This is a genomic window from Desulfobacter postgatei 2ac9, assembly GCF_000233695.2.
Taxonomy (GTDB): Bacteria; Desulfobacterota; Desulfobacteria; order Desulfobacterales; family Desulfobacteraceae; genus Desulfobacter; species Desulfobacter postgatei.
In genome coordinates, this window is sequence record NZ_CM001488.1 from 1,948,241 (window position 1) to 1,962,798 (window position 14,558).

10 protein-coding genes are annotated in these 14,558 nt (G+C 46.5%); 4 read left to right on the forward strand and 6 right to left on the reverse strand.

Going from position 1 to position 14,558, the window contains the following annotated elements; genetic code table 11:
* Nucleotides 1-2: 2 nt before the first annotated feature.
* From pglX to DESPODRAFT_RS08950, 4 genes are read right to left on the reverse strand one after another with little or no spacing between them, the layout of a single operon-like run.
* Entirely contained in the window at nt 3-6,689 is a 6,687-nt protein-coding gene (gene pglX / locus DESPODRAFT_RS19975; protein ID WP_004072952.1) for a BREX-1 system adenine-specific DNA-methyltransferase PglX, read from the reverse strand.
* Between the two features lie 23 nt (nt 6,690-6,712).
* Nucleotides 6,713-7,285: a BREX protein BrxB domain-containing protein gene (locus DESPODRAFT_RS08940; protein WP_004072953.1), complete on the reverse strand. Its 573-nt coding sequence runs from the start codon at nt 7,283-7,285 to the stop codon at nt 6,713-6,715.
* On the reverse strand, nt 7,266-8,054 hold the full coding sequence (locus tag DESPODRAFT_RS08945; protein ID WP_004072954.1) for a BrxA family protein: 789 nt from the start codon (nt 8,052-8,054) through the stop codon (nt 7,266-7,268). Before DESPODRAFT_RS08945 ends, DESPODRAFT_RS08940 begins: the two co-directional genes overlap by 20 nt.
* On the reverse strand, nt 8,051-8,557 hold the full coding sequence (locus tag DESPODRAFT_RS08950; RefSeq protein WP_004072955.1) for a BrxE family protein: 507 nt from the start codon (nt 8,555-8,557) through the stop codon (nt 8,051-8,053). The genes DESPODRAFT_RS08945 and DESPODRAFT_RS08950 overlap by 4 nt, the downstream gene beginning before the upstream one ends.
* 283 nt (nt 8,558-8,840) lie before the next feature.
* Between DESPODRAFT_RS08950 and leuS the strand changes: the two genes are divergently transcribed.
* Entirely contained in the window at nt 8,841-11,441 is a 2,601-nt protein-coding gene (leuS, locus tag DESPODRAFT_RS08955; protein WP_004072956.1) for a leucine--tRNA ligase, read from the forward strand.
* 3 nt (nt 11,442-11,444) lie between these two features.
* Nucleotides 11,445-11,957 carry an LPS assembly lipoprotein LptE gene (gene lptE / locus DESPODRAFT_RS08960; RefSeq protein WP_004072957.1) on the forward strand — a complete coding sequence of 171 codons (513 nt, stop codon included), beginning with the start codon at nt 11,445-11,447 and terminating at the stop codon, nt 11,955-11,957.
* Between the two features lie 95 nt (nt 11,958-12,052).
* Here lptE and rpsT read toward each other — a convergent pair whose 3' ends face one another.
* On the reverse strand, nt 12,053-12,304 hold the full coding sequence (rpsT, locus tag DESPODRAFT_RS08965; protein ID WP_004072958.1) for a 30S ribosomal protein S20: 252 nt from the start codon (nt 12,302-12,304) through the stop codon (nt 12,053-12,055).
* 385 nt (nt 12,305-12,689) lie between these two features.
* On the opposite strand from rpsT, the gene DESPODRAFT_RS08975 reads away from it, so the two are divergent.
* Nucleotides 12,690-12,968: an FtsB family cell division protein gene (locus tag DESPODRAFT_RS08975; protein ID WP_245532047.1), complete on the forward strand. Its 279-nt coding sequence runs from the start codon at nt 12,690-12,692 to the stop codon at nt 12,966-12,968.
* A 23-nt stretch (nt 12,969-12,991) separates the two neighbouring features.
* Entirely contained in the window at nt 12,992-13,324 is a 333-nt protein-coding gene (locus DESPODRAFT_RS08980) for a hypothetical protein (protein ID WP_004072961.1), read from the forward strand.
* Nucleotides 13,325-13,497: 173 nt separating this feature from the next.
* On the opposite strand, the gene DESPODRAFT_RS08985 is transcribed toward DESPODRAFT_RS08980, so the two are convergent.
* The gene (locus DESPODRAFT_RS08985) at nt 13,498-14,361 is read right to left on the reverse strand and encodes a formylglycine-generating enzyme family protein (RefSeq protein ID WP_004072962.1); all 864 of its coding nucleotides are present in this window, start codon (nt 14,359-14,361) and stop codon (nt 13,498-13,500) included.
* Nucleotides 14,362-14,558 lie beyond the last annotated feature (197 nt).

A 14,558-nucleotide genomic window follows, 5' to 3' on the forward strand; every position in this document is an offset into this window, starting at 1 on the left:
GTTTACCGGGATGATTGACCTGTTTCAATGATCTGTTGGATCAGATCCCGCAACTGGTTTCCCGACAGTTTTCTGGGATGCCACTCCTGTTTTGTCTCTCCCGTATCTTTGCCCCGGCGTATGACCGGCACCTTTATCTCTTCCCAGAAATCGTCTTCCACATCATGGGCAATGGCCAGGCTTCGGTCCGTATGGCATTTTTCCAGCACCCGTTCCGGCCAGATGCTGCATGCCAGATGCGCCCAGTCATACTCGCCTTTTTCCAGGTTTTCCCAGGTCTCTTTCAATTTTTGCTGCCATTGCCTGTGCTGGAACAGTTTCCACAGGGGTGCTGCCGTGATCTGGACTCCATCGTTCAGATTGGGTTGCCAGAATTTGGCAAGCCTCAGCAGTTCATCCCTGAAATCTTTCAACTCGACTTTCATGTCGGTGAGCCTGGCCACCTCCTTTTCTTCGGTGCTGTTGCGGGTTGATTTGTTGCGAAGATCAGTCAGATCCTCTGTAAGGATTTTAAGCTTTGGGTCTACAAAATCATTTACGCAGGTGTATAGGGTTTGCGCTGTTAAGCGGTGGTAATAAACCCATATAGTATAGGAACGGGATGGGGTTTGGAGAGGCCAGTAGATGGGTGCATTTCGATTCGATGCGCTATATTCTTTATAATGGTATTCAAAAAATTTATTGTTAGTTAAATTATTGGAGATTGATTCTCGATCATCAATCTCCAATAATTTAAAATCTTTTAAACCTTTAAATTCCATATCAAGAAAATTGCTTAAGGTAATATCTAAAGAATTTTCAGTATCATCCCCAAGAGAAAAAATTCCTTTTGTTTCTTTATCAACCCAGACCCCTAAAGCAAGCGACAATAAGTATTGTTGAAGCCAGAATATTTTTTCTGCAGGAATACAATATTTAGACGTGAAGTTACTAAATTCAAACTTTTGTTCTGACTTCATATCAGCTAATAAGTCTGAAATCCCGAAGTTCTTCGGGATGCCCAATGCCTGCCTTTTTACGTCATTAGCGTTCTCAAAATATAAGCTTCCTTGATCTTCATAGATTTCATTTTTAATATTTTCTGATATTGGAATGTCGGCAATCGTTAGATTTTCAATTTCCTCATTCAATGTTGCAATTTTAAGTTCTGTTTGAAAAATCCATAAAAGCAAGGACTTGAAACTATCAAAATTTTTAATTTGGGAAATGACGGCTTCTCGATTATAAGATTTGTCAGTTTCAAATAACATATTAAACGTTTTTGTTAATTTTAATATTTCACGCCCTCTATTAGCCAATTCATTTTTTTTGGGGTCATTTAGATCTGGAAGTGGCAATCTATCCAAATAAATAGAATTTTTATGTAATCCACTAGTGAGATTAAGATAATATGCAACAAATCGAGTGTTTAAGTAGGCCAAAATCCACATAATGTCATTATTATCTTTTGGATAAATAGCAATTCCTTCAAAAGATGGAATGCAATTTCTCGGCATATATTGAGCATTATATCTGTCTGTTTTTTTGCCGTAAGTAATTCCTTCTCGGAAATACATGTCCTCTCGTTGGATTTTTATACCAACATTTCCTTTTAGATAAGGGTATTTCTTCCTCAAGTGTTCTTTGATAAATTCACCATTTTGTCGCCAATCTATTACGAGATTATTACTCCGATAGTATGGTGAAAATTGCCCACCATTGGGAAGCATAGGCCATCTACCATGCACTTTTAAATCTTCTTTATCTACTTCCCAGTGCAATCTAAAAAAGAAATTATGCGGCCCAGCCCCAATCCCATTATTTTCAGTTAAATCGATTAATTTTTTTGATGTTTCTACCCATTTAAAGAAATCAGCAGGAAAACTATAACAAAAAGGAGAACTATCTATTTTATGAAATAATTGGTGCTCAACAAAGTAGAGATATGTATTTTTGTTGCCTTTGTGAATCGCAAAAATATCCGAGAGTAGTTGCTCTTCTTTTTTTTCGATTCTCTTGTAGTCTGTAAAGATCCAATGGTTAGTATCGGATTGAGAGAGAACATAGGCTGCGGCACTTACATAGGCATCATCCAACACTCCCCAACCAAGATCAAGAAGTTCGTCAATAAGATTTTTATTAAGTAGACATTCTCTAAAAGATGAATAATCATTGTATTTTAAAAAAGAGCTAGATGTTATTGCCCCAACATTAGAAGAGAGTGACATTTTTATACCTCTTTCTATGAAGAGGCAGTACAAATCTTGAACATGATTTGCATATGTTTTTTTTAAATATCCCTTGGCAGAATCTGCCGGAGCCCCGAACGGCGGATTCATTAACACCACATCAAACCGCTTCCGGCAAAGATCGATAAAAGCAAATCCTTTAGCGGTATCTTCAGCAAAAAGCCGCTTCTGCCCTTTGTCAAACTCCGCCTGATCCGCATAGTTTCCCAATGCATCCAGAATTCGTTTTTCAGCAGTCTCCCAAAAATTGGTGTTATCCGGCAATTCCGCAAAATCAAAAAGGGTGGACTGCCTTTTGGGCGCCATACCAGGAAGAAATCCTTCCTCTTCTTTACTCCGTAAAATTTCCTGATTGAATTCATCCTTGGCTCTACTGATGGTTGAGGCGATCTCCTCTTCAATTTTCAACAAAGTCCCTGCGTCTCCAGCTAGTTCCATCTTGTCAAAAATGGTTTCAACCAATTGCCCTAACACGGGGGGATGCAGCTTTGAAGTGAACTCTTTAAGAATCTCTTTATCCCCGGGCATGGGTTCGGCACAAACGATGTTGGATTTTCTGATCATGGGACGGTCACTGGGTTTTATTCCCATCTGGTGCCAGGCCCGGTGGGCCCTCTGCCAGAGGGAAAGCCCTGCAATCTGGACGGCGCGGGGATCAATATCCACACCGTGAATATTATGCTCGAGAATCAGTTTGGGGATGGCTTTTTGGAATTCTTCAAAATTTGCAAAGGAATCCTGCAACGGCTTGAATTTTTTTGGCCGTTCCAATTTATTCGGCCCCAACTCCGTTTCCAGCTGCCACGCCTCTTTATAAATTTTTTCAAACAGGTCAAAGGCATAAAGTCCAAAATGCATGGAGCCGCAGGCAGGATCAAGCATGCGTATGTTCCGGGGATCTTTCAACGCCCGAAACGGAATGTAAACCGGCTGCTTGAGCAGTTCTTCCTGGGATAAACTTTCATGCGCTTCTTCGTCCGTATCCGGTGCTTCCTCACCCTTTGCCAAAAAAAATTCATTGGGCCTGCGGACCAGGTATCGGCAACTGCCCACAAGAGACGTTTTCCCCTGGGTCATCTCATACCAGATTCGGCCCAGGGTGTTGTCCGTGAGAAACTCCACGACATAGCGGGGGGTGAAAAACTGGTTGCGCACCGCCAGTTCCCGGCTGTTCCGGGGGGCCTGGGACTCGGCCCGCATTTTTTTGCGTTCTTCCTGGGAGTTGAAATACTGATAAATCCATCCAATGGTCTCATCTTCGGCCCAGAGATGCTCAATCTCAAAATGGTTGATCTGCTCCAGCAGGGCCAGCAGGGCTGACTCCCGGGGAAATAACCGCCCCTGGATGCTGTATCGGTCGAACAACACAGGCAACTCCCCACTGAATTCATCAAACAGGCTGAACAGATACTGGCGATAGGTATCTCCAGTTACGGTTTGCTCGGTTTTGCCCAGGGCTGTGCCTGCCAGATTTTTATACAGTTGAAATCCTTTGGAACTGTAGCCGTTGGCAATGGATTCAATCAAAAAGCCCCGGGCTCCGGCCATGCGAAGCGCGCTCAACCGGTTCAGGACCGTAAATGCCTGCTCCCGGATGATGCGGTCCAGTGTCTGAGAGGTTCTTGTATTTTGGGATTTGCCCGGAATGGTTGTAAGATAATGGGTCAGGGTTTCCCGCAGTATTAAGGCGGTTTGCTCTCCCTGGTTGTCCAGAAAGGTCAGGGTTTCAGGATCGGCAATGGTCCCGCTCAGCTCTGTCAGGCGGTCGGCCGCCTTTGCCAGGATTTCCATGCTCGGGCGTTCATCCCGCAGGGATATGCCCACGGATTTAAACGTGTTATTGGTTTTCAAGGCGTCAATGGCATGCTGTCCCTTTACCGTTACTTCCCGGCCTGCCACTTTGAGTTTGATCTCTCCTGCCACCAGCATGGCCGCCACCAGGTACCGCAGGGTATCCTGGGACCAGCCAAAGGGCGCGCCGGTGAAAATTTCTATGAGCCGTTTTCCCTCTATGGCACCCTGGCGTTCAATCATGTCCCGGATGCTTGTAACGGCTTTATGGTCGGTATTGATGGACGGTCGTCCGCCCTGGGTCTGCACCAGCCCTAACGGATCGGTCTGCGAGGTGACACCGGTGAGATTGCCCAGGCGCAGGAATTTTTCGGCCAGATCGGTTCCGCCCCTGTAAGGGGCTTCGGCATACCGGTCAAACACCTGTTCTGCCACCCCGGACAGATGTCTACGGCAGGCTTCGATCAGCTCTGGATGAATACTTTCCACCGCAGAGACCTCCCCTTTAAAGATAAAAGACCCCTGGAGCAGGCTGCGTTTAATCAGTCGCTCCAGATCAATCATCAGGCGGTTGGCCCGGTTTGCCTGGCCGTTGCAGTACTCTTTTACCTCCTGATCCGGTTCGCTGCGGTACTTGCTGACAATTTCCCGGCTGCGGTAAATCTGATTGATTTGTTCTTCCATTTCAGGTGTTGATTGGCCAACAAGAAAGATATGGTGTTTCGCTGAATTATGACGGCTTTCATCAGTCAGGCGTATTTTGGTGGTATCATACGCTTTGGGGTCCACAATCTCGATAAAGGTCTGGATGGTATTCCTGTCTCCTGCAATGGATACGGGCAGGCCGCTGGATGAAAGGGCTTTAAGACCGGTTTGCACAGACAGGCTTCCGGCCAGCTGTGTGCTTGGAAGCGGAGAAAAGATCTCTTTTAATGCCTCGTTTTGAATCCGTCGAAGCTCAACCGGCCGTAAGGGGACGGTGGCGCGTTCCTGTTCAATATCATTGAGTTTTTCACTGAAAAAGCAAAGCTGCCCGTCCTGTTCTCCAAATGGAACAATGGGATCGTTGATGAGATCTTCCACGGCGACTTTTACCTGATCCAGGCAGGAAACATCACTGATTCCCGAATGCATCAGGCCTGCAACGTTCTCAGCGGAAACAGGCAGATTGCCCAGGATCTGAAGGACACAGACAGTCTTGGCAATATCCTGGTGTATTATGGAGTCGTGGAAGCGATTGTTGACCACTTTGCCCACAGATTGATGGTATGAGGCGAACTCCCTGCGGATATCCTTTTCAAGGGTGTCATAAATGGTCACGGTTGTGGCAAGCCAGCCCACCGGTTGATCGGCAACGGGTGTCCGGCTGTCAGCCCCCTCCACAAGTATATCCTGAATCACCTTAATGGCTGACCTGAGCCCGATACCTCCGGTTCTTTTTGCCAGCGCCCCTAGAAGGTGCAGGAGAATGTCAAAGTGAGCCGGTAAAAAAGGATATAGATCAATAAATGTTTTTCGGTCGAAGTCCGCGCCATATACCCGGGCGTCCACCAGCTTTGTGTTATGGCGCAGCATCTGCCCGTGTTTATCAAACAGCTCTCCCAGCTCATTTTCACCGGCCGGAGATTTCCCTAAAAGGCGGCTGTAGCAGATCTCTTTGATATCATTGGCCTCCAGATCAATTTGAATGGGAAACCGGTCCTTTAACTTGTAAAGCTCAGGTGAATTCAAAGAGGCATTGGGATCATCCTCGGTTAATGTCTGCTGGGCGGTTCCGATAATCCATACTTTGCCGTTACCGATATTTTTCAAATTTTTAGCCAGCCCGTCGAGATTGAGAATAAGGTTCTTCTTGGATCCGACATACTGGCCGACTTCATCAATGATAAAAATGATGTGTTCTTTGCCGGTAGCTTCCCTGGCAATTTCAAGCATCTCTTCAACACGGTCATTTTCAAAGCGAATCACTTCGCTTGTTTCTGTTGAAAATGAAGCCGGTGTTTTAAAAAGAGATGGGTAAATCTGGTGGGCAATTTCCGGGATCAGGCTGTCCACTACCAGGTCGTCGTTGCGGTAATTTACCCAGGCCTGGCCATCGGTGTACGTTTTGAACAGGTCTAAAAATTCATTGTAGCGATCTTCTTTTTTAAGTTTTCGTTCAAATGCCGCGACCTTTAAATTGCGCGAATATCCGGCCCACTGGAGTACTTTATAATAAAGAACCGTGGAAACCTCTTCCATGGTGGAACCGGCCACCTGTTCGCTGGCAAGATCAAGCATCAGGACTGCAGCGGGAAACCGCCTGGCAATCGTATTGAGTAATGCCCGGGTGGTTGATTTTTTCAGGCGGTCCTGCAGGTGCTGGATAAAAGCAATGCCGTCAATGGTTACGTTCTCGTCAAAGGCCAGTCCCAGGTACTTGGTAAAAGAGCTTTTACCGGATCCATAAAAACCGGACACCCAGACACCCACCTCGTTTTCACCACCTGCTTCCATTGCCGCCTGCATTTTCTCAAGCAGTTTTTCAAACTGCTCTTCAATGCTTTCGGTGACCACGTATTCTGAGATTTCAGCCTTGAGACGGGCTTGCTGGGAAGCACCATAGGTGATTACTTTTTCAATGGTGCGGTAAATGTCCTTATTTGTATCGAATAAATTTTTAATTTCCATGGCAGGTTCCTAAATTTTGAGTATCAACCACCAACGTGAACCGATCTGTAATTGCCGTCCTCCGGATAGAATCCTAAAAATTTCAGCTGGGTTTTGCCCGTTCGTGTTCCTGGATAAAAAAATATTGTGGGGAGCGTGAATTTGCCCTGGAGCCGGCTTTCAATGGCGCCTATCCTCATATAAGGATGCAATGCTTCAATGTCGGTAACCAACAGGATATTCCGGGGATCTGATTCCAGGTCTTCGAGCACAGCTTCGAGTTTTTTTTGCAGCGTACCGTTGCCCAGGGCATTGGCCAGAGCTTTATTGGTTTTGTCCCACTGCAAAGGTGCTTTGGTGTCGGCTGCCAGCCAGATTTTTCGCAGCGGTGCCGCCTCAAGGATCTTGTTTATTTCAACGGCCATGGAAAAGATGTTCACCCTCCATCCTTCATTTTTAAGTTTGGCCGTCCAGGCAGGCATTTGACGTTTAACGTCAAGGATTTGCTTTGGGGAGAACACCAGGTAAAATATGGGCTCGAAACTGGCATGCCCAAGCTCCCGTCCCGTTTTGATCCGTTTGATCAATTCATTAAAATCAGCTTTCAGTGATGACATCAACGACCTCCTCCAAGCTGTTAAAACGCCAGCTGATTCGTGTTACATCTGCGGCTGACTGAACAATCAGCCAATCTTTTTTTGAAATTCGTTTCAACTCCTCTCTAACATCATCCGGCGTCAATCCAAACAGCTGCCATAAATCGTGTTTGATGATGCGATTGTCACCCATCTGTTGAAAATGCAGCCAATATGAAAAAAAGAGCAGGGTATATTCCTCAAGACGGATGGATTGGATTTGCCTGACAGGGGATCGCTTGGATGACAACATACCATAATCTGCGCAGCATCCAATCAAATAAGATGAGACTCTGCGTATGGTTGTTTCGGACCAGGGCTTTTGGGTTTTCCCTTCATTGACGGCCTGGCTGACAAAATCTCTGGCATCATCAATTGAAAGCATGTCTCGTCCGCCGGCATACCGGTTCCAGTAAATCTCTATTATGAAGTTAAAAAGAATCTGGTTGGCCAGCGCAGTAAACACGAATAGATGCTGGTTAAAAACATGTGCCGGTGCATTTTGGCTAATCGGTTTCAGAAATCTTGCTGAGTCTGTTTTCAGATATCTGGGTGAAAAGCATTCGCCAATTATATTTTTCAACCGCCTGGCAGAAACCATGGGAAACAGTCCGGACTCTAAGGCTGCATCATAGAGTTCAGTCACTGTCATCCCGGGTTTGTAAATCGACAATAACGACTTTGTCTCTTCAATAAGGCCCAAGCCCGCCTGAAGTTGTGTCGTATATCTTATTTTTGAACCGCCGGTCATATACATCTCATGTAAGGAAACGTTTTATAATCACCTTGAAAGGCTGAGATATAGTGCGACCGGGATATTTGAATCAATGTATCCAATTTATTATCCGCGTATTGGCCCACGGTAACAGGTCCATCTGATTCTTTGACAGTATCTTCACCCAATTCTTTAAGTCTTTCAACTGCTGTGTCGTGGCTTTTCAGGAAGTCAGACATGTTGTTAATGACTTTATGCGCCTGTATGCACTGAAACAGTGCCCGTTCGATAGAATCCGGGAGTCGATAAAGGTGATAGTGCTTACCGATGCCTATATGTTCGTCATGGACAATCGACGCCGCCTGACAGACGCCGCTGTATTGAGCCACATCAATGGAATTGGGGTAAATCGGCCCAAGAAACGCTCTGCTTGATGGTGACAAAAAAGAAGAACCCCACCAGGATGTCTGCTGTTTTTCACCTAAAAAGCCGACCAGTATCCTGGTTTCACATATACGCTGCATTGAGTCCGGTTTCATTAATCATCCCTTGTTAAATCAAATTTATTCATACTGTATACGACTCGACAGGCTGTTACAAAATGCTGATTTCCCCAATTTTTGCGTTGGAGAAATAAATTTGGTCCTCAAAATACTGTAAGTAGAGAGGTTCCGAGAACAATAATTCATGTAATAGAAAATAAAAAGCATCATTGTTTTATTTAAAGTTTTTGTTATAAATATCTTTGCTATTTCGCCTCTCTTGTGGCATCTAAAAAGGTTCAACTATAAATATAGATATTTTTCGAAAGGAATTAAAATAATGGAGGAACGGTACATCCCTTCCCAGGTCGAGCCCAAATGGCAGGAATACTGGAAAAACACTCAGCTTTTCAAAGTGGAAGAAGACTCGTCCAGGGAAAAATATTATCTGCTTGAAATGTTTCCCTACCCTTCGGGAAAGATTCATATGGGGCATGTGCGCAATTACACCATCGGAGATGTGGTGGTCCGCTACAAGCGCATGAGAGGTTTCAATGTCATTCATCCCATGGGATGGGACGCCTTTGGTATGCCCGCCGAGAATGCTGCCATTGATAACAATACCCATCCGGCAGCCTGGACCTATGACAACATCCGGGCCATGCGCGCCCAGCTTAAGAAAATGGGGTTTTCCTATGACTGGGACAGGGAAATTGCCACCTGCCGGCCGGAATACTACCGTTGGGAACAGTGGCTGTTTTTAAAAATGCTTGAAAAGGGCATGGCCTACCGCAAGGAGTCCTATGTTAACTGGTGTGAAAAATGCCAGACGGTGCTGGCCAATGAACAGGTTGAGCAGGACAAGTGCTGGCGCTGCTCCCAGGTGGTTCAGCAGAAAAAATTATGGCAGTGGTTTTTTAAGATAACCGATTATTCCGAAGATCTGCTTCTCCATTGTGATCAACTTCCCGGCTGGCCGGACAATGTCACCACCATGCAGAAAAACTGGATCGGCAAAAGCGTGGGTGCAGCGCTTGACTTTAAGGTGGAGGGCAGTGACGAGGTGATCAATGTGTTCACCACCCGCCCTGACACCATTTTCGGCGCCACCTTCATGTGTCTGGCGCCGGAACATCCCCTGGTGGAGACCCTGTCCCGCGGCACGGACCAGGAAGCGGCTGTAAATAACTTTGTTGAGAAGGTGTCCAGGCAGGAGCGTTCTGCCGAAGGCATTGAAAAATACGAAAAAGAAGGGGTGTTCACCGGCACCTATTGTATCAATCCGGCCACCGGTGAAAAGATCCCTGTCTATACGGCCAATTTTGTTTTAATGGGGTATGGTACCGGTGCCATTATGTCCGTTCCCTCAGGTGACCAGCGTGACTTTGATTTTGCCAGAAAATACGGACTTGAGATCCGGGTGGTGGTGCAGCCGGAAGGAGAGATCCTTGACGGCGCAACCATGACCGAGGCCTATACCGGCCGCGGCATTATGATCAATTCCGGACAATTTAACGGCATGGACAGCAAGGAAGCCATTGAGAAAATGGCGGACTGGCTTGAAGCATCAGGCATCGGTAAGCGCGCGGTCTCTTTCCGTCTGCGTGACTGGGGGATTTCCCGTCAGCGGTACTGGGGCACCCCCATTCCGGTGATTCACTGCCCCTCGTGCGGGGTGGTTCCGGTGCCGGAGACGGATCTGCCCATTATCCTGCCCGAAGATGCCAACCTGCTGGCTAAGGGCCAGTCCCCTTTGCCGACCCTGGACTATTTTGCCAGGACCACCTGCCCTGCCTGCGGCAGGGAAGATGCCAAAAGGGATACCGATACCATGGACACTTTTGTTGAGTCTTCCTGGTATTACCTGCGCTACTGCTCCCCCCGGTATGACAAGGGCATGTTTGACCCCAAGGCGGTGGAATACTGGATGCCCGTGGATCAGTATATCGGCGGGGTGGAGCATGCCGTGCTTCACCTTCTCTATTCCCGGTATTTTCTGCGGGTTCTCAATACCCTGGGGCTTGTGCCTTTTAAAGAACCGTTTACCCGGCTTTTGACCCAGGGAATGGTATGTAAGGAGACCATGACTTGTCCAGAGCACGGATACCTCTTTCCCGAGCAAGGCGAGAAACAGGATGGCAATCTTGTCTGCACCATGTGTGGCAAGGATGTGGATGTCGGACGTGTGATCAAAATGTCCAAGTCCAAGAAAAACGTGGTCAATCCCAATGAGCTTCTGGAAAAATATGGGGCTGACGTGACCCGGTTGTTCTGTCTGTTTGCCGCCCCCCCTGAAAGGGATTTGGAGTGGAGTGAGGATGGTGTCGAAGGCAGTAACCGTTTTGTCAATCGTGTCTGGCGTCTGGCATTGACCTGCATGGAAACCATTCAGGGTGTTGATGCATACAAAGGGCCGGCGGATTCACTGAAGGGGGATCAGGCAAAGGAATTGTATATCAAGGCCAACCAGACGATCCAGAAGGTGACCGCGGATATCGAAACCAATTTTCATTTCAATACGGCCATTGCTGCGGTCATGGAGCTGGTCAATGCCATGTACACGATTGAACTGGAAAAGGCGGATGATGAACTCAAATCCGTGATCTGGTTCTGCCTTGAAAATGTGCTGCTTTTGCTCAGTCCCATCATTCCCCATTTCTGCGAGGAATTGTTTGCCCATATGGGGAACAAGGGTTCAATTCTCGAACAGCCCTGGCCTGAATTCAGAAAAGATTCCATGCAGACCGACGAGGTGGTTGTTGTGGTTCAGGTTAACGGAAAATTGCGGGCAAAATTTTCCATGGGTGCCGATTCAAATGAAGATGATATTAAAGCTGCCGCCCTTGGGGATTCAAGAATTGTCAAGTACATCGAAGGAAAAGAGATCCGTAAGATCATTGTGATTCGTAAAAAACAGACCCTTGTTAATATCGTGGTGTAATTTATGAAAAAATGTATCGCATGTCTGGTGCTAGTCTTATTTTTGCTAATCGGCCCGGGGTGTGGATACGGACTGGATGGCGGTGGTTTGATTGATAATGATATCACCCGGGTCTCTGTGGCTGTATTTGAAAACAAGAGCACCGAATCCAGGGCCGGGATCTCTTTTACCAACGAACTGATCCGGGAAATTACCGCAAAAACGGATACCATTGTTGTGGGGGGCGGTAATGCCACCCGAAAGATATCCGGTGCGGTTCAATCCATCACTTTTTCCACATTGTCCAGATCTTCTTCGGAAGATGTCACGGAAAGGGAAGTTAAGGCTGTGGTTGATGTGGTTCTGACCGGAGCTGAAGGAAAGGTTCTCTGGTCAGTAAAGAATTTCTCAGCCACGGAGTCTTATAAAGTATCTATCAGTTCCGTGGATGATGAGGCCAATAAACGGGAGGCGATTGATCTCATTGCCGAGCGTGTGGCCGAACGCCTGGTCAGCCGGATGACAAACGATTTTTAACTGCAGCAGGACGAACCGGCGCCTGTCCTTATAAAAGGCAGGCACCGGTTTATAATCTGGACCGGCTGAGCTTAAATGGTGCAAAAGCGCGCAACTTATGCGTTCGCAAATTTGAACAGTCTTGAGATTTTCCTTGAAGCGGTTTTTTTGTGAACAATACCTTTTTTAGCCGCCTTGTGAATGGCTGACTGGGTCTTTTTCATCAGTTCTTCGGTATTCTCACCAGCTTCTTTAGCTGCACGAAGTTTCTTTTCAAGGGTTTTAAGGGAGGTTTTTACGGATTTGTTTCTCATCCGCCTGACCTGGTTTTGTTTTGCGCGTTTTTTTGCTGATTTATGGTTCGCCAACTTGGTCTAGCTCCTTCATAAAATAGAGAATTAAAAGTAAATAGTAAAACTTATATCAAATTCGGTAAGATATATAAAAGAGTTAAACATGTCAAGGAAAACCTGTGGCCCATTTTATTTTGCTCGCCGCATCCGGACCTTTTGGGGTCCGGGGCAGGGCTGTCCTGGTTTGCGCTTGCAGAGCGGTTTTCATGTCTGTTATAATGTTTTTTTTAGTTCGATGGATATGGGGCTTCTGGTCGGATTCCTCCCGGATAATTCAGGCAGCAGGCATTGTTGCCAGCATCAGTATCGGGGCCGGCTGCTATCTGGTGGGAACCCGCCTTACATCGAATCCGGAAATGCTAATACTCACAAGGATTTTTTTAAAACAAAAATGACCCGCATGGAAAAAATATGTCTCTACCTGGCCATGGGCGGAGCGGTGATTCTTTTATTTATGTTTTTCTTTTCCACAAGAGGGGTCGTGGACTATGCTCGGTTTAAATCCAGGCAGGAAAAGCTTGAAGCCCAGGCTGCCATTGCCGAGAGTCAAAATTCAAAGCTGGAAAAAGAGATACACAAACTTAAAACCGATATTGAATATATTAAGCACTTGGCCAAACATGAGCATGAAATGGCTGCCCAGGATGAACTGGTTTTCAAAGAGAAACCCCCAAATTAAGAATCGGACAAAGGAGTTGAAAAATGACCCGTAATTTTGCAAGCCTTGCCCTGGCCCGCCTGTACGAGAAACAGGGATATATAGACGATGCCCTTGAAATTTACAGGGCCATTGATACAAGCCGGAACCCTGACGCTCAGAATATCCTTGACACCATTTCCCGCCTTGACGCACAAAAGAAAACCGCAAGTTCCGCAGAAAATTTAAAAGCACCAAACCATGATGTTTTAAAGCCCGATCAGCTCCAAGCCGGCACCAAAGAGGCTGGAATGGCTCGTATGCTTGAAGTCTGGCTTAAGCTTATTGTCATGCAGAAACGGGTGGATACATTCAAAGCTATTAAAGCCCGGTTATGATTCGTAAACAAGATATTTTAGGATGCTCAAAGGGGGGGACACCAAGGGTCTCTGGTCCTCAGTCTGGCTGCTTGTCAGGGATTTTGTAATGCTTGGGGCAGGGGTTTATCTTTTCAGGCTGTTCGCGCAGCCCGGAAAACAAATTGAGAATTCAAGAAGTTCAATTTGCCGGCTCACTGCTCCCGGACGATTCTGAATCCAAGGCTGTTACGCCGGGCCACCGGCTTGTAATTGGTGCGGTAAGCACATCGCTGGTATTTACTATTTTGAAACCATCCACCACCTCTGACCACCCGGTGTTCCCCTTTTGTTTCCAAAGGATCTGTAATGCCGTCAACATAGGTGCGGGTAATGGTTCCTGTGCCTGCACTCCACAGTGTGCGCCACTTGCAGGAATCCTGGACCCACTCCTGAACATTTCCGTGCATGTCGTAAAGCCCCCATTTATTGGGCTTAAGAAGCTTGACGGGATGGGGTTTGAAATCTCCTGCCGGTGAGAACCCGCCGGAATTATAGCAGTACCAGGCATGATCAACAAGCGCTGCTTCCGGCTCCTTGCAGGAGAAGGTGGTCACATCCCCTGTGGCAAAAGCCGTCAGACTGCCGGCCCGGCAGGCATATTCCCATTCCGCCTCTGTGGGTAAACGGTATGTATGGGTACCTTCTCTCTTATTTAAAAACCGAATAAATTCAATGGCATCATGCCATGACACGGTATCCACAGGATAGTAACTGCCCAGCTTAAAGGATGACGGGTTCGGAAATACAAGGCGGTCCCATTGACCCTGGGTTACTTCGGTTTCTGACATATAAAAGCCTTTGCTGATAATCACTTTGTGTTGTTTTTCGTCCTTTTGCCGCCCCTTTTCCGAGTCAGGGCTTCCCATTATAAAGGATCCGGCCGGAATGAGAACAAATTTCATTCCGATCTTATTGATAAAAAAGTTTTGGGCACGTGCATCCGAAAGCACAGACGCATGAATCAGTGCGAAGATCAAAAGAAAAAACGGAATGGCGAACAAGGATTTCAACCTCATAACAAGTTCCTGGTTGCTTGTCTGGTTTTGAGTTATGCCCCGCGGATAATAATGTTGACATTAACATATTTAAAACCCGGGGTTCAAGGTTATATCCATTCGGATGGAAATGGTATATTGACGCCGGGTTTAATATTATATAATGTGTCGTCACTTTTTATTATTATCATTAACCTGAGTTAGCGGCATAAAGATTG

Excerpts from the sequence above, each read along its gene's own strand:
- DESPODRAFT_RS08945 (WP_004072954.1), bottom strand. The coding sequence starts at position 8,054 with ATGACCGGCGGTTCAAAAATAAGATATACGACACAACTTCAGGCGGGC.
- pglX (WP_004072952.1), bottom strand. The coding sequence starts at position 6,689 with ATGGAAATTAAAAATTTATTCGATACAAATAAGGACATTTACCGCACC.
- lptE (WP_004072957.1), top strand. The coding sequence starts at position 11,445 with ATGAAAAAATGTATCGCATGTCTGGTGCTAGTCTTATTTTTGCTAATC.
- DESPODRAFT_RS08950 (WP_004072955.1), bottom strand. The coding sequence starts at position 8,557 with ATGAAACCGGACTCAATGCAGCGTATATGTGAAACCAGGATACTGGTC.
- leuS (WP_004072956.1), top strand. The coding sequence starts at position 8,841 with ATGGAGGAACGGTACATCCCTTCCCAGGTCGAGCCCAAATGGCAGGAA.
- DESPODRAFT_RS08980 (WP_004072961.1), top strand. The coding sequence starts at position 12,992 with ATGACCCGTAATTTTGCAAGCCTTGCCCTGGCCCGCCTGTACGAGAAA.
- DESPODRAFT_RS08975 (WP_245532047.1), top strand. The coding sequence starts at position 12,690 with ATGGAAAAAATATGTCTCTACCTGGCCATGGGCGGAGCGGTGATTCTT.
- DESPODRAFT_RS08985 (WP_004072962.1), bottom strand. The coding sequence starts at position 14,361 with ATGAGGTTGAAATCCTTGTTCGCCATTCCGTTTTTTCTTTTGATCTTC.
- DESPODRAFT_RS08940 (WP_004072953.1), bottom strand. The coding sequence starts at position 7,285 with ATGTCATCACTGAAAGCTGATTTTAATGAATTGATCAAACGGATCAAA.